Genomic DNA, 26,276 nt, shown 5'->3' with positions numbered 1-26,276 from the left:
AGTAGTTCAATCAGGGCAACGTTAGTTCCCCGAACTTAAACGAAGCTTCAACAAGCTCGACTGTAAGGCATTCCAGTCGGTGTTAACCGCACTAATTAACTCTATTCGGCTGTCCGGCGGCGCCACACCCTGCGTTTCGATGAAGAAATCTTCCCCCTGACGATTAATCCGTACCAGCCCATCGGGCGTACGCATTACCCCTTTCACCCGTTCAACCGGCGCAAGCCGCGCCCACTCCAGTAAACCGATGGTATCGAAGCAGGTGTCGGCGTCGAAGACCCAACCACAGGCCTGATGCCCCTGGCCGCTGTTCAGGCTGCGACGCCAGCGCTGGTGTGCAGGCAGACTCAGTGCCGCCAGACCCTGTTTTTCGCCGTGGCTGTGGGAATGGGCTGCGCTGGCGGGCAGTTCAGCAAGATTACGCCGCGGCAGGTCGAGCAGGGCATTGTCCACATTCCCCTGGGTGGTGTGCGCAAGCTGACGCTCGCCGCCGAAGTGCTGCCACCAGAGTTCCAGCGCAGCGCGGCTTTGCGGGGTGGCGCGGTCCTCTTTATTGGCAATGATGATGTCGGCGGCTGCCAGCTGGTCGCGGAAATTCTCGTTCTGGACAAACTTTTCGTCCAGCAGCTGACGGGGATCGAGCAGGCACAGGGTGGCGCGTAAATCGATCCACGGCTCATAGACCGGAGCGGTCAGCAGGTCGAGGATCTGCTTTGGGTGACCGAGCCCGGTAGGTTCAATCAGCAGTCGGTCGGGCTTGCCCTGTCGCAGCAGGGTATTCAGCCCCACCTGCATCGGCAGGCCGTTGACACAGCACATGCATCCCCCTGGGATCTCCTTTATCAGCGCCCCGTTATCGGCCATCAACGCGCCATCAATGCCGATCTCGCCAAATTCATTGACCAGCACGGCCCATTTTTCGTCAGGATCTTTATTGGCCAGCAGGTGCAGTATCGACGTGGTTTTCCCGCTGCCGAGAAAACCGGTAATGAGGTTGGTTTTAGTCACAGGTGCTCCAGGGTGATAAATGTAATGCTATAACAATTATCAATAATCCTGGCGGAAAAGAACAGCCTTGGAAAGGGGAAGGGCGAACGGGAGACTCCCCGCTCGCCTTAAGCGCAATAAAGGTTAAAGCGACAGCGTGTCGATAATCGCCTGGCGCGCGCCCGACTGGCTGATACGCTGGTAAGCCTGGGTGATGGCCTCCACGAACTGAGGATCCTGAGGCAGGTCGTGGCCAAAGATTTCATTCAGTGCCAGCAGGGCGGTCACGCGCTCCTCCTCGCTGCTGGTCTCAATGATGGCGCGAATTTTATCGCTCAGCGGATCGCGCACGTCAATGGCATTGCCCGCATCATCCACGCCGCTGACGTAGCGCATCCATCCGGCGACTCCCAGCGCCAGCAGTGGCCAGGCGGTGTCGCGCTGCAGGTGGAGGCGGATACTCTCCAGCATTCGCTGCGGTAGTTTCTGGCTGCCATCCATCGCAATCTGCCAGGTGCGGTGTTGCAGTGCCGGGTTGGCGAAGCGCTCAATCAAGCTGTCGGCGTAGGCGATCAGATCCACCCCGGTGATGCGCAGCGTCGTCGCCTGTTCGTTAAGCATCAGACGACGAGCGGCGTCACGCAGCGCGCTGTCGGCCATGCAGTCGTTAATATGGGCGAAACCGGCCAGATAGCCGAGATAGGCGAGGAAAGAGTGGCTGCCGTTGAGCATGCGCAGCTTCATCTGCTCCCAGGGGAGGACATCCTGCACCATCTGTACTCCGGCCACTTCCCACTCCGGGCGACCGGCAACAAAGTTATCCTCGATCACCCACTGAATAAACGGCTCGCAGCTAATGGCGCACGGATCCTCAACCCCCACTTCGCGGGCGATTTCCGCAAGGGAATCGTCGGTGGCGGCGGGTACGATCCTGTCCACCATCGTGCCCGGGAAGCTGACGTTGGCGGCGATCCACTCCGCCAGCTCTGGCGAGCGCTTGTGGGCCATCCCCAGCACCGCATTTTTCACCACGTGGCCGTTGTCCGGAATGTTATCGCAGGAGAGCACGCTGAACGGTGCCAGGCCGCGCTCGCGGCGGCGATGCAGAGCTTCGACCAGGATACCCGGCGCCGAGTGCGGCGCATCCGGGTACTCCAGATCGTGAATAATACGTTCGTTGTGGGTATCCAGCTTGCCGGTGGCCGGATCGATGCAGTAGCCCTTTTCCGTGATGGTCAGGGAGACGATCGCCACCTGCGGCTCGCAAAACTTCTCAATAATGGCCGCCAGCGAATCGAGTTTAGCGTTCAGGCATTCATGTACCGCCCCGACGATAATCGGCTGATTTCCGTCGGCGCCTTTTTCCAGCACCGTAAAGAGATGATCCTGCGCGCGCAGCTGGCTCATCAGCGTATCGCCGCTAAACAGGCTAATCTCACAGATCCCCCAGTCGCCGCCTTTGGCGTTCAGCACCCGGTCGGTCAGGAGTGCCTGATGGGCGCGATGAAAGGCGCCAAAGCCGAAATGGACGATACGGGAGCGTAACGCCTGACGATCGTACTGCGGCTGCAACACGTGAGCGGGAAGCGCGGTGGAGGCAATTGTCTTCATGAAATAAACACCTGATTAACCATTAATTAACAAGGTGAGTGTAAAGTTATATGACAACAAATTGAATTGGTAAGCCGTAAATATCCGGGAACTGTGAGATGGATCAATCAATATTGCGAGGCGAGTTGACCTGTTTCCGCATGCATGTATGGTAGTCGTCATCACATGACGAAATATTGGTATAACAACTTTTGAGGGTGAATCGATGGAACAAACCTGGCGTTGGTACGGACCCAAAGATCCTGTTTCTCTTGATGACGTGCGTCAGGCTGGCGCAACGGGCGTTGTCACCGCGCTGCACCATATTCCTAACGGTCAGGTGTGGCCGGTAGAAGAGATCAAAGCGCGTCAGGCGCTGCTGGCCGAAAAAGGACTCACCTGGTCGGTGGTGGAGAGCATTCCGGTTCACGAGGAGATCAAAACCCACTCCGGCGACTATCAGACCTGTATCGCCAACTACCAGCAGAGCATTCGCAACCTCGCGACCTGCGGCATTGACACCGTATGCTACAACTTTATGCCGATCCTCGACTGGACGCGTACCGACCTCGAATATCAGCTGCCGGATGGTTCAAAGGCACTGCGTTTTGACCAGATCGCCTTTGCCGCGTTCGAGCTGCATATCCTGAAGCGTGAAGGCGCAGCGGCTGACTATACTGCAGAAGAGCAGCAGCAGGCGCAGGCGTGGTTCGATGCGGCAAGCGAAGCGGATATCGAAAAGCTGACCCGGAATATCATCGCCGGCCTGCCGGGTGCGGAAGAGGGCTACACCCTCGACCAGTTCCGTGCGCGCCTGGCGGAGTATGGCAACATCGATAAAAACCAGCTGCGGGAAAATATGGCCGTCTTCCTGCGCGCTATCGTGCCGGTGGCGGAAGAGGTGGGCGTGCGTCTGGCGGTTCACCCGGACGATCCACCGCGTCCTATCCTGGGCCTGCCGCGTATCGTCTCCACCATTGAGGATATGCAGTGGCTGAAAGAGACGGTCGACAGCATCAGCAATGGCTTCACCATGTGTACCGGCTCCTACGGCGTGCGGGCCGACAACGACCTGGTGCAGATGATTGAAACCTTCGGCGACCGCATTCACTTTACCCACCTGCGGGCAACCTGCCGGGAAGAGAATCCGAAGACCTTCCACGAAGCGGCGCACCTCGGCGGTGACGTGAATATGGTGGCGGTCGTGGATGCCATTCTGCGTGAAGAGAAACGCCGTAAGCAGGCGGGGGATCTGCGTCCTATTCCATTCCGTCCGGATCACGGGCACCAGATGCTGGACGATCTGCGTAAGAAAACCAACCCGGGTTATTCGGCCATTGGCCGTCTGAAAGGGATGGCGGAAGTGCGCGGCGTGGAGCTGGCGCTGAAGATGACCAAATATCCTGAGCTTCTTTAAGCCTTGTTGCCCGGTGGCGCTGCGCTTACCGGGCCTACAAAAAAACCGGCCAATGAGCCGGTTTTTTTATGCGAGCTTTTGTAGGCCGGGTAAGGCGAAGCCGCCACCCGGCAAAACAGCCCGCACTTAGTCAGCACGACCCATATAGCGTTTTTCTTCGATATGGATGCGGATTTTCTCGCCTGCGGAGAGGTATTCCGGCACCTGCACGACCAGACCGGTGGTCAGGGTTGCAGGTTTGTTACGTGCAGACGCGGATGCGCCTTTAATGCCCGGCGCCGTATCCACGATCTCCAGATCAACGGTCTGCGGCAGCTCCAGCGCCAGTAGAACGCCATCCCAGGTCAGAACCTGCATATCCGGCATGCCGCCTTCCGGAATAAACAGCAGCTCTTCTTCGATCTGATCTTTGGTGAAGATGTATGGCGTGTAGTCTTCTTTATCCATAAAGACATATTCGTTGCCGTCAACATATGAGAAATCGACATAGCGACGGGTCAGGGTAACGGTATCCACGATATCGTCGCCTTTGAAACGCTCTTCAACTTTCAGACCGGTACGCACATCAGCGAAACGCATTTTGTACAGCGTTGCTGCGCCACGGGCGCTGGGTGCCTGAATATCGATGTCTTTTACAATCAGCAGCTTGCCGTTGTAATTCAGCACCATACCTTTCTTAATTTCGTTCGCTCTTGGCATTGCAGTAATCCTGTTAACGGGAAGGTCAAAAATATCGCGTCAAAGTACTCGCGCGCGGCATTTCAGGCAAGCGGATTTCGCGGCTTTTGCTATCAATACGCAAAAGGTGTTACTGTGCCCGTCACGCCCGCGGGAGCGGCTTTCTTTCAGGTAAAGTACGAATATGGATTGCCGTCCGGACTGCGGAGCATGTTGCACCGCCCCCTCCATCACCAGCCCCATTCCCGGGATGCCCAACGGCAAGCCTGCCAATACCCCCTGCGTGCAGTTGGACGCGCAACAGCGCTGCAAAATTTTCGGCTTGAGCTCGCGGCCCAAAGTGTGTGCTGGCCTGCAGCCGTCGCGGGAGATGTGCGGCGATACGCGCGGCCAGGCCATGACCTGGCTGCTCGAACTCGAGGCGCTTACCGCGCCTTAAATGTCCTTTATACGCGTCAGACAGATCGTCGTAGCGATGCACATCCCCAGCGCAATCCAGAATACCGCGTGATAGCTCCAGATCTCGGCCACGACACCCGCCACGGAGCCTGCGATGATCCAGCCGACGCGGGTGGTGTTAGTATAAAGCGTGGTGGCCGCGCCCGCCTGACCTGGCATCAGATCCTGGAAATAGAGCATGCCGATCCCGGCGAGAATGCCGATATAGATGGCGTTCAGCAGCTGTAACCCCAGCAATACTACTGGCGTGTGCGCGGTGAGCATCCCCACGTAAAACAGCAAACCGGCAACGGCGGCAACGCGCATCAGGAAGCGCTTACCGAAGCGTTTTGCGTAGTAGCCCGCAATCAGCATCGTCGGGATCTCCAGCCCGGCAGCGGTTCCCATCATTACCCCCGCCAGCTTCTCGGAGAGATGCAGCTCATTAATGATAAACAGCGGCATATTGATGATATAGAGGCTGTTGGTGCCCCACATTAAGGTGCAGATGGTAAACAGCAGCAGGGCGTCGCGACGGTTGCGGCGCGGCGACTCCAGCACCCCGGTTGCCAGCTTCGGCTCTTTGCGCATCGTCGGCAGGAAAAACCAGACCATCGCGCCGCAGACCACAAACGCCACGGCGGCGCTGATATACATCACCGGGAAGCCAAAGCCCATCGCCAGCGCATAGGCCACCGGCGGCCCCACAACCCAGGCCAGCGACACCTGGGCACGCAGGATCGAGCTGAACATCACCGCCTCGCGACCGGTATGGTCGGCATGTTCGCGGGCTAAGGCAAACAGCTGCGGGTTGGCGGTAGAGCCAAAGCTGCTAAGGAATACGCCGACAAACAGCAACACAAAGTAGTTACGGTTCCAGGCGAACAGCAGGCAGGCCAGGACACCCAGCAGACAGCAGAAGACGATTAAGGACTTGCGATCGCCCCGCTTGTCTGAACGACCGGCCAGGAACTGGCTGACCAGGATGCCGATAATGGCGCTACCGGTAAAGAAGAAGCCGACCATGGCCGGGCGGGCATGCACCTCGTTGGTGAGGAACAGGCTCAGCGTCGGGGTCTGTAACGCGCCGGCAATGCCGGTAAGGAAAGCAACAATTAAAAACGCCGATGAGGTCAAATCAAATGACTTCGGTGAGGCGGCTGCGGGAGTGGTGTGCATGTTTCTGTATCAGTGATATGAAGAGACGCGGAGTTTACGCCGCTTGTTATAAAATAAACAGATACCCTCCCCAATTACCCCACAAAAAATCAAAACAGGTTTTTATTCCGCCGCTGCGCTTGCTGAAGTTGCTGAAGCCGAGCGGTTGCACGCCCCCGAAAGGCAGCTGCCTGCAGCAAAAATGTGCTGTAACTCTAAATTCTGCATGCTGAAATGCGGCTTTACTTGCAAGGAAGCCTGTAAAGCGCAAGACTTCTTGAAACGTTTCAGCGCTAATTGGTTTACCTAACCCAAACGGATTGGCGCCTTTTTTCACATTTAAGCTGAAACGATTCAATTTCAGCAGGAGTGGAGAACCATGTTCCAGTTATCCGTACAGGACATTCATCCCGGCGAACAGGCCGGTACTAAAGAAGAGGCTATCCGGCAGATCGCCGCCGCGCTGGTGCAGGCGGGCAACGTCGCCAACGGCTACGTTGACGGCATGTTGGCGCGTGAGCAGCAGACTTCTACTTTCCTTGGCAATGGCATCGCCATTCCGCATGGCACCACCGATACCCGCGATCAGGTGCTGAAAACCGGTGTTCAGGTCTATCAGTTCCCGCAGGGCGTGCTCTGGGGCGAAGGGCAGGTGGCCTATGTCGCCATCGGCATTGCCGCCAGCAGCGATGAGCACCTCGGTCTGCTGCGTCAGCTGACGCACGTCCTGAGCGACGACGCCGTGGCTGAACAGCTGAAATCCGCCACCACCGCCGAAGAGCTTCGCGCCCTGCTGATGGGTGAGAAGCAGAGCGAAGCCCTGAAGCTGGATAACGAGACACTGACGCTCGACGTAGCCGCCTCCGATCTGGTGACCTTACAGGCGCTGAACGCCGGTCGCCTGAAAGAGGCTGGTGCAGTGGATACCGCCTTCGTTGCTCATGCCATTAACGACAAACCGCTGAATCTCGGTCAGGGCGTCTGGCTGAACGACTGTGCTGAAGGCAACCTGCGCAGCGCGATCGCCGTCAGCCGTGCGGCAACCGCATTCGATACCGCCGGTGAAACCACGGCGATGCTGGTGACCGTCGCCATGGCCGATGAACAGCCGGTTGAGGTGCTGAAGCGCCTCGGCGACCTGCTGCTGAACAAAAAAGCTGAACAACTGCTGAAAGCGGACGCCGCGACCCTGCTGGCGCTGCTGACCAGCGATGATGTGAACACCGATGAACTGCTGAGCGCCGAGTTTGTCGTGCGCAACGAACACGGCCTGCACGCCCGTCCGGGCACCATGCTGGTCAATACCATTAAACAGTTCAACAGCGACGTGACCGTCACCAACCTCGACGGTAGCGGTAAACCGGCCAACGGCCGCAGCCTGATGAAAGTCGTGGCGCTGGGCGTGAAGAAAGGCCATCGCCTGCGCTTCACCGCGCAGGGTGCGGATGCTGAACAGGCGCTGAAAGCGATTGGCGAAGCCATCGCGGCGGGTCTGGGGGAGGGCGCATAATGAGCAGACGTGTTGCCACTATTACGCTGAACCCGGCTTACGACCTCGTGGGCTTTTGCCCAGAAATTGAACGCGGCGAAGTCAACCTCGTGCGTACCACTGGCCTGCACGCGGCAGGTAAAGGGATTAACGTTGCCAAAGTGCTGAAGGATCTGGGCATCGACGTTACCGTCGGCGGTTTCCTCGGCAAAGACAACCAGGATGGTTTCCAGCAGCTGTTCAGCGAGCTGGGGATCGCCAACCGTTTCCAGGTGGTGCAGGGTCGTACCCGCATCAACGTGAAGCTGACCGAGAAAGATGGCGAAGTCACCGACCTGAACTTCTCCGGTTTTGAAGTCACCCAGGCCGACTGGGAACGTTTTGTGAATGACTCCCTGAGCTGGCTGGGTCAGTTCGACATGGTTTGCGTCAGCGGCAGTCTGCCGTCCGGCGTCAGCCCGGAAGCCTTTACCGACTGGATGACGCGTCTGCGCAGCCAGTGCCCATGCATCATCTTTGACAGCAGCCGCGATGCGCTGGTGGCGGGGCTGAAAGCCGCACCGTGGCTGGTGAAACCTAATCGTCGCGAACTTGAGATCTGGGCAGGCCGTAAGCTGCCAGAATTAAAGGATGTGATTGAAGCCGCCCATGCGCTGCGTGAGCAGGGTATCGCTCATGTGGTCATCTCCCTGGGGGCAGAGGGCGCGCTGTGGGTTAACGCCTCCGGCGAATGGATCGCGAAACCACCGTCGATGGAAGTGGTCAGCACCGTCGGTGCCGGCGACTCGATGGTTGGCGGGCTGATTTATGGCCTGCTGATGCGCGAATCCAGTGAACATACTTTACGTCTTGCCACCGCCGTTGCAGCCCTGGCCGTCAGCCAGAGCAATGTCGGTATTACCGATCGTACCCAGTTGGCCGCGATGATGGCGCGCGTTGACTTAAAACCCTTTAACTGACAGCAGGAGAGGCATAATGAAAACGCTGCTGATTATTGACTCTGCACTCGGACAGGCGCGCGCCTATATGGCGAAAACCCTGCTGAGTTCGGCGGGACATAAAGCACACCTTGATTTCATCGACAACCCGGGCGATGCCGAACTGGTTATCGTCCTGGGCGACAAAATCCCGGCGGACAGCTCGCTGAACGGTAAAAAAGTGTGGCTGGGCGATATCAACCGCGCCGTTGCACACCCGGAACTGTTCCTGAGCGAAGCGAAAGGCCATGCGGCACTCTATACCGCACCTGTCGCGGCGGCGGAGACGGCTGTTGCTGCGGGTCCGAAACGCGTGGTGGCGGTTACCGCCTGCCCGACCGGCGTAGCGCACACCTTTATGGCGGCGGAAGCCATTGAAACCGAAGCCAAAAAACGCGGCTGGTGGGTAAAAGTCGAAACCCGCGGCTCCGTAGGCGCAGGTAATGCGATCACCCCGGAAGAGGTGGCGGCTGCGGATCTGGTGATTGTGGCGGCAGATATCGAAGTGGATCTGGCGAAGTTTGCCGGTAAGCCGATGTACCGCACCTCTACCGGTCTGGCGCTGAAGAAAACCGCGCAAGAGCTGGACAAAGCCCAGGCTGAAGCGAAACCGTTCCAGCCTGCCGGCAACACTGCGTCTACGGCTTCTGAAGGCAAAAAAGAGTCCGCTGGCGCGTATCGTCACCTGCTGACGGGCGTCTCCTATATGCTGCCGATGGTGGTGGCGGGCGGTCTCTGTATCGCGCTCTCCTTCGCCTTTGGTATCGAAGCCTTTAAAGAGCCGGGTACCCTGGCGGCGGCGCTGATGCAGATTGGCGGCGGCTCGGCGTTCGCGCTGATGGTGCCGGTCCTGGCGGGTTACATTGCGTTCTCAATTGCTGACCGTCCGGGTCTGACTCCAGGTCTGATTGGCGGTATGCTGGCCGTGAGCACCGGCTCTGGCTTTATCGGCGGGATCATCGCGGGCTTCCTCGCAGGCTACATGGCGAAGCTGATTAGCTCGAAGCTGAAACTGCCGCAGAGCATGGAAGCCCTGAAACCGATCCTGATCATTCCGCTGATCTCCAGCCTGGTGGTTGGCCTGGCGATGATCTACCTGATCGGTAAGCCGGTTGCGAGTATCCTCGAAGGCCTGACCCACTGGCTGCAAACCATGGGCACCGCCAATGCGGTCCTGCTGGGTGCGATCCTCGGTGCGATGATGTGTACCGATATGGGTGGTCCGGTGAACAAAGCATCTTACGCCTTCGGTGTCGGCCTGCTGAGTACCCAGACCTATGCGCCAATGGCTGCCATTATGGCGGCGGGTATGGTGCCACCGCTGGCGCTGGGCCTGGCGACCATCGTTGCCCGTCGTAAGTTCGACAAGGCGCAGCAGGAAGGCGGTAAAGCGGCGCTGGTACTGGGCCTGTGCTTTATCACCGAAGGGGCGATTCCGTTCGCTGCCCGTGACCCGATGCGCGTGCTGCCATGTTGTATCGTCGGTGGCGCGGTAACCGGTGCTATCTCCATGGCGATTGGCGCGAAACTGATGGCGCCGCACGGCGGTCTGTTTGTTCTGTTAATCCCGGGTGCGATTACGCCAGTGCTGGGTTACCTGTTTGCGATTATCGCCGGCACCCTGGTGGCAGGCCTCTCTTACGCGGTGCTGAAACGCCCGGAAGCTGAAGCGGTTGCGGCGAAAGCAGCATAATCTCTCACCATCCGAAAAGGGCAGAGGCGACTCTGCCCTTTTTTTTGCCTTTAATCGTGCTGCTGCTCGCAGTTTTTTGGAGACAAGAAAAAGTTATCTACAAAAAATTGTGATTCTGTTCATAACCCTTTCACACCCTCTTTCCCACCGCTTTACTTTCCCCTTCTTACGCATACTATGAACACGTGTTCACATATAAACATGTGCTCTAATATAAATTAAAGTCACTCCCTCGCTTAATTATCATTGCGATGGCCTGCGTGCCAGAGGATGTTCTATGCGTGAAAAGGATTATATTGCTGTTATTGGTTCTGCGAATATGGATGTTGCGGGGTATTCAAACGCCTCGCTTAATTATGCGGACTCTAACCCAGGGAAAATTAAATTTACCCCCGGCGGTGTTGGGCGGAATATTGCGCAAAATCTTGCCTTGCTGGGAAAAAATGTCTGGCTACTTTCTGCTGTCGGCGATGACTTTTACGGTCAGTCGCTGCTATCACAAACCCAGGCCGCTGGCGTACAGGTGGAAAAATGCCAGGTGATCGCGGGCGAAGGCACCTCCAGTTATTTATCCTTGCTGGATAATACCGGCGAAATGCTGGTAGCCATTAATGATATGGCTATTTCTGACTACATCAATCCGGACTATCTGGCCCACCACCTGGCCTTTCTGCGTGCGGCAAAAGCGGTGGTGATCGACTGCAATCTCAGTGAATCTGCGCTGGGCTGGATATTTGAAAATGCAGGCCAGGCACCGGTGTTCGTTGACCCCGTCTCGGCCTGGAAATGCAACAAAGTGCGCGACTGGCTGGGCCATATCCACACGCTGAAGCCCAACCGGATTGAAGCCGAAACCCTGAGCGGCATCCCGCTCTCCTGCGCGGCGGATGCCCCGAAAGTTGCGGCCTGGTTTCACCAGCATGGCCTGTTTCGGCTGGTATTGAGCATGGGCGGCGACGGCGTTTATTACAGCGAGAAAGGAGGCGAAAGCGGCTGGTCTGCCCCGTTTAAAACCCAGCTTGTCAATGTCACCGGCGCGGGCGATGCGATGATGGCGGGGCTCGCCTTCTGCTGGCTGGAAGGGGCCACATTTGCCCATTCCGTTCGTTTTGCCCAAGGCTGCTCGTCGCTGGCGCTGGCTTCCGTATATACCAATAACCCTGATTTATCGGCTGAAAACGTTAATGCATTAATGGAGAGAGAACATGTCTGAATTAAAATTATCTGCTGAGTTCCTGCAAATTTCTCCTGAGGTTCAGGACGCTTTAAATAATAACAAACCGATTGTAGCGCTTGAATCTACCATTATTTCTCACGGCATGCCTTTCCCGCAAAATGCCCAGACGGCGCTGGAAGTTGAAGATGCGATCCGCCAGCAGGGAGTTATTCCCGCCACTATCGCCATTATTCGTGGCGTAATGAAAGTGGGGCTCAGCAAAGAAGAGATTGAACTGTTAGGCCGTGAAGGCCATGCCGTGACTAAAGTCAGCCGCCGGGATTTACCTTTTGTGGTCGCCGCAGGAATAAATGGCGCGACGACGGTTGCCTCAACCATGATTATTGCGGCGATGGCCGGGATTAAGGTTTTTGCTACCGGCGGAATTGGCGGCGTACACCGCGGTGCGGAACACACGTTTGATATTTCTGCCGATTTACAGGAGCTGGCGAAAACCAATGTTGCTGTGGTTTGCGCCGGGGCAAAATCTATTCTCGACCTCGGGTTAACCACTGAATATCTGGAAACCAACGGCGTACCGTTAATTGGTTATCAGACCCAGTCCCTGCCAGCCTTTTTCTGTCGCACCAGTCCGTTTGAGGTCAGCATCCGTCTCGACAGCGCTGAAGCCATCGCGCGCGCAATGGCGGTGAAATGGCAGACCGGCCTGAACGGTGGCCTGGTGGTGGCGAATCCCATCCCGGAACAGTTTGCGATGCCTGAAGAGACCATTAACGCGGCTATCGACCAGGCCGTGCGGGAAGCGGAAGAGCAGGGCGTGACCGGCAAAGCCAGCACGCCGTTCCTGCTGGCTCGCGTGGCGGAACTGACCGGTGGCGACAGCCTGAAATCCAATATTCAGCTGGTCTTTAACAACGCCCGCCTGGCCTGCGATATCGCGAAGGCGTACCAGCGCATCGCGTAACCTTTTCACAGGCAGTTTGCCGTCGCCTGTCCTCACAGTGGAATCACGGATACCCGGCCAGTCGCCGGGTTTTCAGGTAAGGAAATCATTATGGACGTAATGAGAAGTCTGCTGGGTATGGCGGTTCTGTTGGCGATAGCCTTCCTCCTGTCGGTCAATAAACGCCGTATCAGCCTGCGTACCGTTGGCGCCGCTTTCATTTTGCAGGTGGCAATTGGCGGCATCATGCTCTATTTCCCACCCGGCAAATGGCTGGTGGAGCAGGCCGCCATCGGGGTCAGTAAAGTCATGTCCTACAGCGATGCCGGCAGCGCCTTTATCTTTGGCGCGCTGGTGGGGCCCAAAATGGACACCCTGTTTGACGGCGCCGGGTTCGTCTTTGCCTTCCGGGTACTGCCCGCCATCATCTTTGTCACCGCGCTGATCAGCCTGCTCTACTACATCGGGGTGATGGGGCTGCTGATCCGCGTGCTGGGTGGCATTTTCCAGAGAGCGCTGCGTATCAGTAAAATCGAATCCTTCGTGGCGGTGACCACCATCTTCCTCGGCCAGAACGAGATCCCGGCGATCGTGAAACCTTTCGTCGATAAGCTGAACCGCAACGAGCTGTTTACCGCTATCTGCAGCGGGATGGCGTCGATTGCCGGTTCGATGCTGATTGGCTACGCCGGGATGGGGGTGCCGATTGATTACCTGCTCGCCGCCTCACTGATGGCGATCCCTGGCGGGATCCTATTTGCCCGTCTGCTGAGCCCGGCCACGGAGGCGTCACAGGTCACCTTCGAGAATCTGTCGTTCAGCGACACGCCGCCGAAAAGCATTATCGAAGCCGCGGCGACCGGGGCGATGACCGGGTTGAAAATCGCCGCCGGGGTTGCGACGGTGGTAATGGCCTTTGTGGCGATCATCGCCCTGCTGAACGGTATTCTGGGCGGCATTGGCGGCTGGTTTGGCATGGAAAGCCTGAGCCTTGAGGGGCTGTTTGGTTATGCCCTCGCGCCACTGGCGTGGATCATGGGGGTCGAATGGCAGGATGCGACGCTTGCAGGCAGCCTGATTGGGCAGAAGCTGGCGATTAACGAATTTGTTGCCTATCTCAACTTCTCGCCGTATCTGCAAACCGCCGGGCAGCTGGATGTGAAGACCATCGCCATCATCTCTTTTGCCCTGTGCGGCTTTGCCAACTTCGGCTCGATTGGGGTGGTGGTAGGGGCCTTTTCTGCGGTATCGCCCCAGCGCGCCCCGGAGATTGCCCAGCTGGGCGTGCGGGCACTGGTGGCGGCCACGCTCTCTAACCTGATGAGCGCCACCATTGCGGGCTTCTTTATTGGTTTAGCAGGCTAGTGACGCAGGCCGGGTAGGGCAACTACCCGGCCTGTTTACGGCTGGCTGTCCAGTAGCGACAGGACGTTATCTACCGACAGCGTCGGGTTATTGATACTCTCACTGGCGCGGGAGAGCGCCGCGCAGGCACCCGCGAATCGGGCACTCTCCGTAAAATCGCTCCCATCGAGGAAGGCATAAATCAACCCCGCCATAAAGGCGTCATCGGCACCAAAGCGGTCAACCACCGGGTGGGTGGGGGGCGTCAGCAGAAGCGGCTCCGCGCCCTGCTCACTGCACAGCACCGAATCATCTTCCAGACAGACCACAATCCGCTGCACCCCTTTCTCATGCAGGACGGCGAGGGCGCTCTTGCGATCCTCGCACTCCGCCAGGATCTGCAGCTCCTTCAGCGTCGGCTTCAGGGTATGGATGCGCGACAGCCAGGGTTTGATCCTGTCGGCTTTAAATTCTGAAACCGTGTCGACAAACACCGGCACATCCCCGGCGAGGGTAAAGACCCACTCCAGCGCTTCCGTAGTGAGGTTACAGTCGGCCAGCACCACGCCCGCATGGGCCAGCAGCTCGCGCGACTGGTTCAGCAGCTGCGGCGTCAGCCCCTGCAGGATATGGGTGTCATTGATCGCCAGCACAGTGTCGTCCTGCGGACTGGCAATCGACAGATAGGTTGCGGTGCTTTGTCCGTGCAGGCGGATGGTGCTCTGCACGTTAACGCCCGCCTGGCGGGTCTGCTCCAGCAGGGTTTCGCCATAAAAATCGCTGCCCACGGCAGAGATCAGGTGCACCTCGCGCCCCAGCAGCGCGAGGTTATGGGCGATGTTACGCGCCACGCCGCCCGCCGCGCACTGAATGGCCCCCGGATGGGAGGAGGGTTCAGGAAAACGAATATCGGCCACCCCGCGAATATCCATATTGATGGCGCCGAGCGCCACGCAATAATCCTGTTCGGTCAGGATATAGCCTTTGCCCTTGATCGCCCCCTTGCGCATCAGGTCCATAATGTGCGCAGCGACGCGGGAGCGGCTGATATCGAGGATCTGGGCGATTTCATGCTGCTGAATAAGGGGGTTGCGCCGCAGGATCTTCAGGATCTGCTTTTCCCTTTCGTTCATCATTCTGCGGTGGCCTCGGCATGCTGTTGCGCTTTCAGCCAGGCAATCTCTTCCGCCCAGATATCCGGGTTGATGGTTTCCAGCACCAGCGGAATGTTGTCGAAACGCGGATCCTGCATGATAAAGCGGAACGCATCATGGCCGATGTTGCCTTCCCCCAGGCTATGGTGACGGTCAACGCGGCTGCCAAAGGTGCTTTTCGCGTCGTTGAGGTGCATACCACGCAGGTACTCAAAGCCCACGACGCGCTCGAACTCGGCGAAGGTTTTCGCACACGCTTCCGCGCTGCGCAGGTCGTAACCGGCGGCAAAGGCGTGGCAGGTATCAATGCAGACGCCGATGCGGGATTTATCTTCTACGGCGTCGATGATGGCCGCCAGATGCTCAAAGCGAAAACCGAGGTTGCTGCCCTGGCCTGCGGTATTTTCAATCACCGCCGTCACTCCCTGGGTCTGTGCCAGCACGATATTGATCGACTCGGCGATCCGCGCCAGGCATTCCTCTTCGTCGATTTGTGCCAGATGGCTGCCGGGATGGAAGTTCAGCAGCGTCAGGCCGAGCTGCTCGCAGCGCTGTACCTCATCAAGGAAGGCTGCACGGGATTTGTCCAGCGCCTCCTGGACCGGGTGACCGAGGTTAATCAGGAAACTGTCGTGGGGCAGGATCTGGCCGGGGGAGAAATGGTATTTTTCGCAGGCCGCTTTGAACTCATCAATCACCTGAGTGGTTAACGGCGCGGCGCGCCATTGGCGCTGATTTTTGGTGAACAGGGCGAAAGCGGTCGCCTCGATTTCGGCGGCGCGAATAGCGGCATTTGCCAGACCGCCGGCAGCGCTGACGTGCGCTCCAACATATTTCATAAAGGGACTCCTGTTAACCCGCAAACGCATATGATAGCGGGTTAACAGGATAAGGCTACAGCGGTTTATGCCATCAGGCTATGCACCACCAGGTTAATGGCGCCCCCGCCGACAATCAGCCAGACAAAGAGCAGCAGCGCCATCAGCAGCGGTTTCGCCCCGGCTTTTTTCAGGGCGCTGACGTGGGTGGTTAAGCCCAGCGCCGCCATCGCCATCGCCAACAGGATGGTATCCAGCGTCACCAGCATATCCACGACCGCTTTGGGCAGCAGATGAAACGAGTTAAACACCGCGACCACAATAAACAGGATCGCAAACCACGGGATGGTGATTTTGCTCTTCTCGCCGTTGCCCGCTGGCGCAAGCTGTTTCACCCTTGCGGCCAGAATCAGCAGGAACGGCGCCAGCATCATCACCCGCAGCATTTTGGCGATCACCGCGGCGTTCTCCGCATCCGGGCTGATGGCGTGACCCGCCGCGACCACCTGGGCGACCTCATGCATCGTCGAACCGATGTAGATGCCGTAGGTTTCCGGGCTAAACCAGTGGGCTACCAGCGGATACATGGCCGGATAGAGGAAGATCGCCAGCGTACCGAAGATCACCACCGTCGCCACCGCCACGGTCACCTTGCTGGACTCGGCCTTTACCACCGGCTCGGTGGCCAGCACCGCTGCGGCGCCGCAGATGCTGCTGCCCGCACCAATCAGCCAGCTGGTCTGTTTGTCGAGCCCGAACACCTTCTGGCCGATAAAGCAGGCCAGTAAAAAGGTGCTCGAGAGGGTTAAAATATCAATCGCAATACCGCTTACCCCGACGTCGGCAATCTGCGCGAAGGTCAGACGAAAGCCATACAGGATGATCCCGAGTCGCAGCAGATGCTGCTTGGCGAAGATAACGCCGCCGTCGCACGGCTTGTAGATCTGCGGATAAACCGTATTTCCGACGACCATCCCCAGCAGGATAGCCAGGGTCAGGGCGCTGAATCCGGCGCCTGCAACTGCCGGGATGCTGCCGCCCCATAATGCGACACCGGTGACCAGCGCGCTCAGCGCCAGGCCCGGAATGTAATGCCACACGGTACGATGATGCTGTAGGGTGAGTGTTGTCATAACCGTCTCCTTTTCTCTGGCTAAAAGGTTACGGCGCACTGGCTTAAAAATAAAATTGATTATATATTTATAATTAATCTTTATAAGTGGTAAGCAGAGTGCTTACCCTACCGGATAGCGACTATGCACATTACCTTACGCCAGCTTGAAGTTTTCGCCGAAGTACTGAAAAGCGGATCGACCACCCAGGCTTCTCAGATGCTGGCACTCTCTCAGTCCGCCGTCAGCGCTGCGCTCACCGATCTCGAAGGTCAATTGGGGGTTCAGCTCTTTGACCGGGTAGGGAAGCGGCTGGTGGTGAACGAGCATGGACGTTTGCTCTACCCGCGCGCGCTGGCGTTGCTGGAGCAGACCGTCGAAATCGAACAGCTCTTTCGCGAGGATAACGGCGCCATTCGTGTCTACGCCAGCAGCACCATTGGCAACTATATCCTGCCTGAAGTGATTGCCCGCTATCGCCGGGATTTCCCGACCCTGCCGCTGGAGATGAGCGTCGGTAACAGCCAGGACGTGATTACCGCGGTGATCGATTTTCGGGTGGATATCGGCCTTATCGAAGGGCCATGCCACAACGCCGACATTATTGCTGAGCCCTGGCTGGAGGATGAGCTGGTGGTCTTCGCCTCGCCGGCCTCTTCTTTATTACAGCAGGAGGTGACCCTGGAGCGGCTGGCGCAGGCGCCGTGGATTTTACGCGAGCAGGGCTCAGGCACGCGTGAGATCGTCGATTATCTGCTGCTCTCCCATCTGCCGCAGTTCCATATGGGCATGGAACTCGGCAATTCAGAGGCCATCAAACATGCGGTGCGCCACGGTCTTGGCATCAGCTGCCTGTCGCGGCGGGTGATTGCCGAACAGCTGGAGAGCGGAACGCTGGTGGAGATCCCCGTGCCGTTGCCCAATAAGCTGGTGCGCACCCTGTGGCGCATCCATCACCGTCAGAAGCACCTCTCTAATTCCCTCCAGCGTTTTCTGCGTTACTGCGAAATGTAATCCTGCCCGGCGGCGTTTTGTCCGCCGGTAGTCATTACTCGCATCAATACTATTCTCTGCTTTACTTATAATCCTGGACCGGTCATGAAGCTCTCTTATAACAGGGCATTTGTGCCGGAAGAGCCGGCGATCGTCTGCTACAATCGCGCCTCATTTTTTGAATGGACAGCATTTTCACATGGTTTCCGAAACTAAAACCACAGAAGCGCCCGCGCTACGTCGCGAACTCAAGGCGCGTCACCTGACGATGATCGCCATTGGCGGCTCTATCGGTACAGGCCTCTTTGTCGCCTCTGGCGCGACGATTTCAGCAGCGGGTCCTGGCGGCGCGCTCTTTTCCTATATCCTGATCGGTCTGATGGTCTACTTCCTGATGACCAGCCTGGGTGAACTGGCGGCGTACATGCCGGTATCCGGTTCTTTTTCTACCTACGGTCAGAAATACGTTGAAGAAGGCTTTGGCTTCGCGCTGGGCTGGAACTACTGGTACAACTGGGCGGTGACCATCGCCGTGGACCTGGTGGCGGCACAGCTGGTCATGACCTGGTGGTTCCCGGACACGCCGGGCTGGATCTGGAGCGCGCTCTTCCTGGCGGTGATCTTCCTGCTCAACTACATCTCCGTGCGCGGCTTTGGTGAGGCCGAATATTGGTTCTCCCTGATCAAAGTGGCGACCGTGATCATCTTTATTATCGTCGGCCTGGCGATGATCGTCGGTATCTTCCAGGGTAGCGAGCCTGCGGGCTGGAGCAACTGGACGGTTGGCGATGCACCTTTTGCGGGTGGTTTATCGGCGATGATTGGCGTGGCGATGATTGTCGGCTTCTCCTTCCAGGGGACCGAACTGATCGGTATCGCGGCGGGTGAATCCGAAAACCCGGAGAAGAACATCCCGCGCGCGGTGCGTCAGGTCTTCTGGCGTATCCTGCTGTTCTATGTGTTCGCCATCCTGATTATCAGCCTGATCATTCCGTACACCGATCCGAGCCTGCTGCGTAACGATGTGAAAGACATCAGCGTCAGCCCGTTCACCCTGGTGTTCCAGCATGCTGGTCTGCTCTCTGCGGCAGCGGTTATGAACGCGGTGATCCTGACGGCGGTGCTGTCGGCGGGTAACTCCGGGATGTACGCCTCTACCCGTATGCTCTACTCCCTGGCCTGCGATGGCAAAGCGCCGCGTATTTTCGCGAAGCTCTCCCGGGGCGGCGTGCCGCGTAACGCGCTCTACGCCACCACCGTGATTGCCTGCCTGTGCTTCCTGACCTCGATGTTCGGCAACCAGACCGTCTACCTGTGGCTGCTGAATACCTCCGGGATGACGGGCTTTATCGCCTGGCTGGGCATCGCCATCAGCCACTACCGTTTCCGTCGCGGCTACGTGAAGCAGGGTTACGATATTAACAACCTGCCATACCGCTCCGGCTTCTTCCCGCTGGGTCCGATCTTCGCCTTTGTGCTCTGTCTGATCATCACCCTCGGCCAGAACTACGAAGCCTTCCTGGCCGACACCATCGACTGGGGCGGCGTAGCGGCCACCTATATCGGTATCCCGCTGTTCCTGATCATCTGGTTTGGTTACAAGCTGGCGAAGGGAACGAAGTTTGTGCGCTACAGCGAAATGGAATTCCCGAATAGCTTTAAAAAATAAGCGCACCACCTCTCTCTAACCCGCTCAGCCGAGCGGGTTTTTTATTTCTCCACAGTATGCTCTCTTGACATAACTTTTAACAATTGAATTGATAATGGTTATCGTTTGCCTTATCATTAGCAAAGTAATCAAAAGGATGAAGGAGTCAACTTTCTCGCCCTGGTCAGGGGAGGGGTTGCGGCCACACCTGCAAAGAATTACCAGACCGACCCGCCCAAAGAAGCGGGCGGCATGCAATGCAATGTGAGCAGTACATATTTGATTTTGCTGTGTTTACCTCATGGAGAAATGGAATGTTTAGGTTGAATCCCTTCGTTCGGGGAGGGCTGTGCGCGTCTGCTCTTTCCCTGGCGCTGCCGGTTGCGGCGGTGGAATCTGGCGACACGATGGTCGTTACCGCCTCGGCCAACGAGCAAAACCTGAAAGATGCCCCCGCCAGTATCAGCGTCATCACCCAGCAGGATCTGCAGCGTAAGCCAGTGCAGAACCTGAAAGATGTGTTACAGGACGTGCCGGGCGTGCAGTTAACTAACGAAGGGGACAACCGCAAGGGCGTCAGTATCCGCGGGCTGGACAGCAGCTATACGCTGATCCTGATCGACGGCAAACGCGTCAACTCGCGCAACGCCGTGTTCCGCCATAACGACTTCGATCTCAACTGGGTGCCGGTGGACGCCATCGAGCGCATCGAAGTGGTGCGCGGGCCAATGTCCTCCCTCTACGGCTCCGATGCTCTGGGCGGCGTGGTCAATATCATCACCAAAAAGATCGGCCAGAAATGGACCGGCACCCTCACTGCCGACACCACCATTCAGGAACATCGCGATCGCGGCGACACCTACGGCGGCCAGTTCTATACCAGCGGCCCGCTGGTGGATGGCGTTCTCGGCCTGAAAGCCTTCGGCAGCGTCTCCCAGCGTGATAAAGACGATCCGCAGTCCTCTTCCACCAGCGCTACAGGCGAAACCCCGCGTATCGAAGGCTTCACCAGCCGTGATGCCAACGTGGAATTTGCCTGGACCCCGAACGATAACCACGATTTCACCGCCGGGTATGGTTTTGACCGTCAGGATCGGGATTCCGACTCGCTGGACAAAAACCGTCTGGAGCGCCAGAACTACTCCCTGAGCCACAATGGCCGCTGGGGGCTGGGCAACAGCGAGCTGAAATTCTACGGCGAGAAGGTGGACAACAAAAATCCGGGCAACAGCAGCGCGATCACCTCCGAAAGCAACTCCATCGACGGTAAATATGTCCTGCCGTTGGGGGAGATTAACCAGCTGGTGACCTTTGGCGGAGAGTGGCGTCACGATAAGCTGAAAGATCCGGTCAACCTTACCGGCGGCAACAGCAGTAATACATCGGCCAGCCAGTATGCGCTGTTCCTGGAAGATGAATGGCGGATCTTTGAGCCGCTGGCCCTGACCACCGGCGTGCGCATGGATGACCATGAAACCTACGGCGACCACTGGAGCCCGCGTGCTTACCTGGTTTATAACGCCACCGATACTCTAACGGTGAAAGGCGGCTGGGCGACAGCATTCAAGGCGCCGTCGCTGTTGCAGCTGAGTCCGGACTGGACCACCGGCTCCTGCCGCGGTGCCTGTGAAATTGTCGGTAGCCCGGATCTGAAACCAGAAACCAGTGAAAGTTTCGAGCTGGGGCTGTACTACAGCGGGGAAGAGGGTTGGTTAGAAGGCGTTCAGGGGAGCATCACCGCTTTCCAGAATGACGTTGATGACCGGATCAGCATCAGCCGTACCGCCAACGTCGGCCAGGCGCAGAGCTACCCTAACTATGTCGGGCTGAATGCCGACGGCGAGCCGGTGTTCCGCTATTACAACGTCAATAAGGCGCGTATCCGTGGCCTGGAGACGGAGATTAAGTTCCCGATTGCCGAAGAGTGGCGAATGACGCTGAATTACACCTATAACGACGGGCGTGATATCAGCAACGGCGGCAACAAGCCGCTCTCCGAGCTGCCGTTCCATACCGCAAACGGTACGCTGGACTGGCAGGCGACCCAGGCGTGGTCCTTCTACGTGCAGGGGAATTACACGGGTGAGAAACGCGCGATTACCGATGGCGCGGCTACGCCGGGTGGCTACGTGGTGTGGAATACCGGTGGCGCATGGCAGGCGACCAAAAACGTTAAGCTGCGTGCGGGCGTCATGAACCTGCTGGATAAAGATCTCAGCCGCGACGACTACAGCTATACCGAAGAAGGACGCCGTTACTTTATGGCGGTGGATTACCAGTTCTGATCGAGGGATCGCCGGAGCGGTGCGGTCTGTTTGCCGGGCGGCGCTGCGCTTGCCCGGCCTACGGGCTGGTGCGGTCTGTTTGCCGGGCGGCGCTGCGCTTGCCCGGCCTACGGGCTGGTGCGGTCTGTTTGCCGGGCGGCGCTGCGCTTGCCCGGCCTACGGGCTGGTGCGGTCTGTTTGCCGGTGGCGCTGCGCTTGCCCGGCCTACGGGCTGGTGTGGGTTTTGTAGGCCCGGTAAGCGAAGCGCCACCGGGCATGAGGCTGGCACTTACTTCAACAACTGCTGCGCATGGAAGCGCAGATGATCTTCAATAAACGACGCAATGAAATAATAGCTGTGATCGTACCCCGGCTGGATACGTAACGTCAGCGGCCAGGCTTTTTGCCGTGCCGCTTCCGCCAGTACGGCTGGCTGGAGCTGGCTTGCCAGGAACTGATCGGCATCGCCCTGATCGATAAGCGTCGGGATCGCCTGTTCCGGCTGGCTGGCCAGCATCAGGGCGCAGCTGTCCCACGCCTGCCAGTTTGCAGCATCTTCACCCAGATAGTGGCTAAAGGCTTTCTGCCCCCACGGCACCTGCGTCGGGTTGACGATAGGCGCAAACGCCGAGACGCTGACATATTTACCCGGGTTTTTCAGCGCCATCACCAGCGCACCGTGACCGCCCATCGAATGGCCGCTGATGGCACAGCGATCGGCTACTGCAAATTCCGCTTGGATCAGCGCCGGCAGCTCGTCGCGCAGATAATCATACATCCGGTAATGACGCGCCCAGGGCTGCTGGGTGGCGTTCAGGTAGAACCCGGCGCCTTTACCCAGATCATATCCGGCATCGTCCGCCACGTCGTCGCCGCGCGGGCTGGTATCCGGCATCACCAGGGCGATCCCCAGTTCGGCCGCCACGCGCTGGGCGCCCGCTTTGGTGGTGAAGTTCTCATCATTGCAGGTCAGGCCAGAGAGCCAGTAAAGCACCGGCGGTTTCGCCCCGTCGGTCGCCGGAGGAAGAAAAATGCTGAACGTCATCGCGCAGTTCAGCACCGTGGAGTCGTGACGCCAGCGCTGCTGTCGACCTTCAAAACAGTGGTGCTCTTCGAGCAGTTCCATGCAGGGCTCCTTCAGGAAGGTGAGATCGGGATTGAAAGCCATAATACAGATTATTCAGTAACGTGTGAGCAACTTTCACTTCCGCATTTGCCTCATATCCTGCATCATGAATTTACGAAACTTTAACAATCGGGGTGGTCATGGCGCTGCGTATCGCGCTCAGCGGATTTGTGGTTCTGGTGGTGGCGATGGGAATAGGGCGCTTTGCCTTTACTCCTCAGGTGCCGCTGATGATTTCGGCGGGCGAGCTCACCCTGACCAGCGCCGGGCTGGTGGCGGCGATGAACTATCTCGGCTATCTGGCGGGAGCGTGGGATGCCATGCGCGCGCACCGGTTTGTCGAGGGCCGTCTGTGGCTGGGGATCGGGGGAGCAGTGGCGCTGACGCTGCTCTCCGCCGTGGCGGATAATGCGGTGATCCACGGGCTACTGCGCTTTGTGATTGGTTGCATGAGCGGCTGGTCGATGGTGTTGATTGCCGCCTGGACCAACGAACGGCTGGCCCATTTTGGCAAGCCGGGCCTGAGTGCCGCGGTGTTTGCCGGGCCGGGGGCGGGGATCGCCTTAAGCGGCCTGCTGGCGGTCTGGATCCAGGCGCAGGCGCTCTCCGCCAGCGCTGCCTGGCAAATCTACGGCCTGCTGGCGCTGGTGCTCGTCGCGCTGGTGGCCCGCTACCTGCCCCGTGCCGGGCAGCTGCATCGTCCGGGCACAACGCCGGAGCCGCTGACGCTAACCCGCGATCTGCGCCGTCTGGTCTGGAGCTACAGCCTCGCCGGGTTTGGCTACATCCTCCCGGCGACCTTTCTGTCGCAGATGGCGGCGCTGCGCTTTCCCGGTAGCGCCTTTGCCCAGTTTGTCTGGCCGGTTTTTGGTGTCGCCTCGATGGTGGGCATTGCCCTCAGCATAGCCTTGCGCCACGTCGCGTCGACCCATCGTCGGCTGGCGATCGTGCTCTGGTTGCAGGCGGTGGGAGTGATTGCCGCCTGGCTGATGCCGGGGATGGCCGGTCTGGTGACCGGTGCGCTGCTGGTCGGCGGCGGATTTTTATGTGCGGTGCAGCTCTCGTTGCTCTATGGGCGTGAACTGGCACCGAATCATACGCGTTACATGGCCGGGTTACTGACGACCGGCTATGCCATCGGGCAGCTAATTGGCCCGATGACCTCGGCACTGTCGAGCTGGCTTACCCATCAGCTTGAGCCTGCGCTGGGCCTTGCCGGTATCGCATTGTTTGTTGCGGGCGGACTGGTCTGGCAGCGTCAGGTTGAAAGGTAACGACAATTAGAATAATTATCGCGGTGAATACTGGATTATGCTCGCCGTCTCGCGCACAATGAGTGCACATTTTGCCCCACGGAGGGCAGAAGAGCGCCACACCTGCAGGAGAAAAGAATGTCATCAATGAGTAAAGAAGCTGCCCTCGTCCATGAAGCGCTGGTAGCACACGGCCTTGAAACGCCGCTGCGCCCACCGGTTCAGGAGATGGACAACGAAACACGTAAAAGTCTTATTTCCGGGCACATGACCGAAATCATGCAGCTGCTCAATCTCGATTTGAGTGATGACAGTCTGATGGAGACGCCGCGTCGCATCGCCAAAATGTATGTCGATGAGATTTTCTCCGGGCTTGATTACGCTAATTTCCCGAAAATTACCGTCATTGAAAACAAAATGAAGGTCGATGAGATGGTGACGGTGCGCGATATCACTCTGACCAGCACCTGCGAACATCACTTTGTGACCATCGACGGTAAAGCAACCGTGGCCTATATCCCGAAAGATGCGGTGATTGGCCTGTCCAAAATCAACCGTATCGTGCAGTTCTTTGCCCAGCGTCCGCAGGTGCAGGAGCGTTTAACCCAGCAGATCCTCATCGCGCTGCAAACGCTGCTTGGCACCAACAACGTGGCGGTATCGATTGATGCGGTACACTACTGCGTGAAAGCGCGTGGCATTCGTGATGCGACCAGCGCCACCACCACCACCTCGCTGGGCGGCCTGTTCAAATCGAGCCAGAATACCCGCCAGGAGTTCCTGCGCGCCGTCCGTCACGTTAGCTAATCGTCAGGGCAGGGTACATGGAAAGAAATGTCACGCTGGATTTCGTTCGTGGCGTCGCTATTCTGGGTATTCTGCTTCTGAATATAAGCGCCTTCGGTTTGCCGAAGGCCGCTTACCTCAATCCCGCCTGGTATGGCGATATCACTCTCCGCGACGCCTGGACATGGGCGGTGCTGGATCTCTTTGCCCAGGTCAAATTCCTTACCCTGTTTGCGCTGCTGTTTGGCGCAGGTCTTCAGCTGTTACTGAAACGCGGTAAACGCTGGATCCAGGCTCGGCTCTCTCTGCTGGTGCTGTTCGGATTTATTCATGGGCTGCTGTTCTGGGATGGCGACATTCTGCTGGCCTATGGGCTGGTAGGGCTGATCTGCTGGCGCATCATCCGCGATGCGCACGATATCAAAAATCTCTTCAATACCGGCGTGGTGCTGTTTCTTATCGGCGTGGCTATATTGCTGCTGCTGGGGGTTATCTCCGGCGGCTCGACCAACCGCTCCTGGGTACCGGATGCGGCAAACCTGCAATATGAGCAGTACTGGAAGTTGGGCGGCGGACTGGAAGCCATCAGCAACCGGGCGGATATGATTGGCAACAGCTTACTGGCGCTCGGCGCACAGTATGGCTGGCAGCTGGCGGGGATGATGCTGATCGGCGCCGCGCTGATGCGTACCGGCTGGCTGAAGGGCGAGTTCAGTCCGCGCCACTATCGCCGCACCGGGATGTGGCTGGTGCTGATCGGGCTGGCGATCAATCTTCCGGCGGTGATCGCCCAGTGGTATCTGCACTGGGATTATCGCTGGTGTGCATTCCTGTTGCAGGCGCCGCGCGAGCTGAGCGCGCCGTTTCAGACGATTGGCTATGCCGCGCTCATCTACGGTTACTGGCCACAGCTCTGCCGTTTCAGGCTGGTGACGGCGGTGGCCTGCGTGGGGCGCATGGCGCTCAGCAACTATATTTTACAGACGCTGATCTGTACTACCCTGTTCTATCAGCTTGGCTTATTTATGAAGTTCGACCGGCTACAATTGCTGGGCATTGTCCTGCCGGTGTGGCTGGTTAATATTCTTTTCTCTGTTCTCTGGCTGCGCCATTTCCGTCAGGGGCCGCTGGAATGGGTATGGCGGCAATTGACCATACGTGCGTCAGGCGTTTCATCAAGCCATACATCCGGATAACGATCTGGATCACAATCATTAACAAAACGGATGTA

Annotated in this window: 23 protein-coding genes; 14 read left to right on the top strand and 9 right to left on the bottom strand. The window is 58.1% G+C overall.

Annotated features, from left to right (window positions below):
• Positions 1-21 precede the first annotated feature (21 nt).
• Together GNG26_RS15290 and GNG26_RS15285 are read right to left on the bottom strand one after the other, a co-directional pair.
• Positions 22-1,008: a GTP-binding protein gene (locus GNG26_RS15290; RefSeq protein WP_156239394.1), complete on the bottom strand. Its 987-nt coding sequence runs from the start codon at positions 1,006-1,008 to the stop codon at positions 22-24.
• A gap of 123 nt (positions 1,009-1,131) precedes the next feature.
• A complete protein-coding gene (locus tag GNG26_RS15285; protein ID WP_156239393.1) occupies positions 1,132-2,598 on the bottom strand; it encodes a mannitol dehydrogenase family protein in 1,467 nt (488 codons plus the stop codon).
• A gap of 205 nt (positions 2,599-2,803) precedes the next feature.
• On the opposite strand from GNG26_RS15285, the gene uxuA reads away from it, so the two are divergent.
• Positions 2,804-3,994 (top strand): mannonate dehydratase, encoded by a 1,191-nt coding sequence (uxuA, locus tag GNG26_RS15280; RefSeq protein WP_156239392.1) that lies wholly within the window; start codon positions 2,804-2,806, stop codon positions 3,992-3,994.
• A gap of 126 nt (positions 3,995-4,120) precedes the next feature.
• Here uxuA and yeiP read toward each other — a convergent pair whose 3' ends face one another.
• On the bottom strand, positions 4,121-4,693 hold the full coding sequence (gene yeiP, locus GNG26_RS15275) for an elongation factor P-like protein YeiP (RefSeq protein WP_103825003.1): 573 nt from the start codon (positions 4,691-4,693) through the stop codon (positions 4,121-4,123).
• Between the two features lie 163 nt (positions 4,694-4,856).
• Here yeiP and GNG26_RS15270 point away from each other — a divergent pair, with 163 nt between their 5' ends.
• A complete protein-coding gene (locus GNG26_RS15270; RefSeq protein ID WP_114386085.1) occupies positions 4,857-5,111 on the top strand; it encodes a YkgJ family cysteine cluster protein in 255 nt (84 codons plus the stop codon).
• Here the strand turns inward: GNG26_RS15270 and setB are convergent.
• Together setB and GNG26_RS15260 are read right to left on the bottom strand one after the other, a co-directional pair.
• Entirely contained in the window at positions 5,108-6,289 is a 1,182-nt protein-coding gene (setB, locus tag GNG26_RS15265) for a sugar efflux transporter SetB (RefSeq protein WP_114386086.1), read from the bottom strand. The two genes, GNG26_RS15270 and setB, sit on opposite strands and share 4 nt — an antisense overlap.
• Positions 6,290-6,335: 46 nt before the next feature.
• The gene (locus tag GNG26_RS15260) at positions 6,336-6,626 is read right to left on the bottom strand and encodes a hypothetical protein (RefSeq protein WP_156239391.1); all 291 of its coding nucleotides are present in this window, start codon (positions 6,624-6,626) and stop codon (positions 6,336-6,338) included.
• Between the two features lie 21 nt (positions 6,627-6,647).
• Here GNG26_RS15260 and fruB point away from each other — a divergent pair, with 21 nt between their 5' ends.
• The 6 genes from fruB (at position 6,648) to GNG26_RS15230 (ending at position 13,912) form a co-directional block, all read left to right on the top strand.
• On the top strand, positions 6,648-7,778 hold the full coding sequence (gene fruB / locus GNG26_RS15255; protein WP_156239390.1) for a fused PTS fructose transporter subunit IIA/HPr protein: 1,131 nt from the start codon (positions 6,648-6,650) through the stop codon (positions 7,776-7,778).
• Positions 7,778-8,716 carry a 1-phosphofructokinase gene (gene fruK, locus GNG26_RS15250; RefSeq protein ID WP_103180352.1) on the top strand — a complete coding sequence of 313 codons (939 nt, stop codon included), beginning with the start codon at positions 7,778-7,780 and terminating at the stop codon, positions 8,714-8,716. The genes fruB and fruK overlap by 1 nt, the downstream gene beginning before the upstream one ends.
• Before the next feature lie 16 nt (positions 8,717-8,732).
• Positions 8,733-10,427, top strand: coding sequence for a PTS fructose transporter subunit IIBC (gene fruA / locus GNG26_RS15245; RefSeq protein ID WP_156239389.1), 1,695 nt, complete (start codon positions 8,733-8,735; stop codon positions 10,425-10,427).
• Positions 10,428-10,704: 277 nt separating this feature from the next.
• Complete coding sequence (locus GNG26_RS15240; RefSeq protein WP_103825008.1) at positions 10,705-11,640, top strand: pseudouridine kinase; 936 nt, start codon at positions 10,705-10,707, stop codon at positions 11,638-11,640.
• A complete protein-coding gene (locus tag GNG26_RS15235) occupies positions 11,633-12,568 on the top strand; it encodes a pseudouridine-5'-phosphate glycosidase (protein ID WP_156239388.1) in 936 nt (311 codons plus the stop codon). The genes GNG26_RS15240 and GNG26_RS15235 overlap by 8 nt, the downstream gene beginning before the upstream one ends.
• A gap of 90 nt (positions 12,569-12,658) precedes the next feature.
• Complete coding sequence (locus GNG26_RS15230) at positions 12,659-13,912, top strand: NupC/NupG family nucleoside CNT transporter (protein WP_156239387.1); 1,254 nt, start codon at positions 12,659-12,661, stop codon at positions 13,910-13,912.
• 35 nt (positions 13,913-13,947) lie between these two features.
• Here GNG26_RS15230 and GNG26_RS15225 read toward each other — a convergent pair whose 3' ends face one another.
• The 3 genes from GNG26_RS15225 to GNG26_RS15215 form a co-directional block, all read right to left on the bottom strand.
• Positions 13,948-15,024, bottom strand: coding sequence for a sugar kinase (locus tag GNG26_RS15225; protein WP_156240203.1), 1,077 nt, complete (start codon positions 15,022-15,024; stop codon positions 13,948-13,950).
• On the bottom strand, positions 15,024-15,884 hold the full coding sequence (gene nfo / locus GNG26_RS15220) for a deoxyribonuclease IV (RefSeq protein WP_156239386.1): 861 nt from the start codon (positions 15,882-15,884) through the stop codon (positions 15,024-15,026). The genes GNG26_RS15225 and nfo overlap by 1 nt, the downstream gene beginning before the upstream one ends.
• A gap of 65 nt (positions 15,885-15,949) precedes the next feature.
• Entirely contained in the window at positions 15,950-16,996 is a 1,047-nt protein-coding gene (locus tag GNG26_RS15215) for a YeiH family protein (protein ID WP_156239385.1), read from the bottom strand.
• A gap of 123 nt (positions 16,997-17,119) precedes the next feature.
• Between GNG26_RS15215 and yieE the strand changes: the two genes are divergently transcribed.
• The 3 genes from yieE (at position 17,120) to cirA (ending at position 21,901) form a co-directional block, all read left to right on the top strand.
• Positions 17,120-17,989, top strand: coding sequence for a DNA-binding transcriptional regulator YeiE (gene yieE / locus GNG26_RS15210; protein WP_103180339.1), 870 nt, complete (start codon positions 17,120-17,122; stop codon positions 17,987-17,989).
• A gap of 178 nt (positions 17,990-18,167) precedes the next feature.
• A complete protein-coding gene (locus GNG26_RS15205) occupies positions 18,168-19,637 on the top strand; it encodes an amino acid permease (RefSeq protein WP_103180338.1) in 1,470 nt (489 codons plus the stop codon).
• Between the two features lie 293 nt (positions 19,638-19,930).
• A complete protein-coding gene (gene cirA / locus GNG26_RS15200) occupies positions 19,931-21,901 on the top strand; it encodes a catecholate siderophore receptor CirA (protein ID WP_156239384.1) in 1,971 nt (656 codons plus the stop codon).
• A 268-nt stretch (positions 21,902-22,169) separates the two neighbouring features.
• Here the strand turns inward: cirA and fghA are convergent, their stop codons facing one another.
• Positions 22,170-23,006 carry an S-formylglutathione hydrolase gene (gene fghA / locus GNG26_RS15195; protein ID WP_156239383.1) on the bottom strand — a complete coding sequence of 279 codons (837 nt, stop codon included), beginning with the start codon at positions 23,004-23,006 and terminating at the stop codon, positions 22,170-22,172.
• A gap of 140 nt (positions 23,007-23,146) precedes the next feature.
• Between fghA and GNG26_RS15190 the strand changes: the two genes are divergently transcribed.
• The 3 genes from GNG26_RS15190 to yeiB all read left to right on the top strand — a co-directional run bounded on the left by GNG26_RS15190 (position 23,147) and on the right by yeiB (position 26,241).
• The gene (locus GNG26_RS15190) at positions 23,147-24,280 is read left to right on the top strand and encodes a YbfB/YjiJ family MFS transporter (RefSeq protein ID WP_156239382.1); all 1,134 of its coding nucleotides are present in this window, start codon (positions 23,147-23,149) and stop codon (positions 24,278-24,280) included.
• Between the two features lie 117 nt (positions 24,281-24,397).
• Positions 24,398-25,066 carry a GTP cyclohydrolase I FolE gene (gene folE, locus GNG26_RS15185; protein ID WP_103180331.1) on the top strand — a complete coding sequence of 223 codons (669 nt, stop codon included), beginning with the start codon at positions 24,398-24,400 and terminating at the stop codon, positions 25,064-25,066.
• A gap of 17 nt (positions 25,067-25,083) precedes the next feature.
• A complete protein-coding gene (gene yeiB, locus GNG26_RS15180) occupies positions 25,084-26,241 on the top strand; it encodes a DUF418 domain-containing protein YeiB (protein ID WP_103825017.1) in 1,158 nt (385 codons plus the stop codon).
• The last annotated feature ends 35 nt before the right edge of the window (positions 26,242-26,276 follow it).

This window comes from Leclercia sp. J807, from assembly GCF_009734465.1.
In the GTDB taxonomy this organism is placed as follows: Bacteria; Pseudomonadota; Gammaproteobacteria; order Enterobacterales; family Enterobacteriaceae; genus Enterobacter.
Note: the sequence above shows the minus strand (reverse complement) of the source record. Positions and strands in the feature narration are given on the sequence as shown.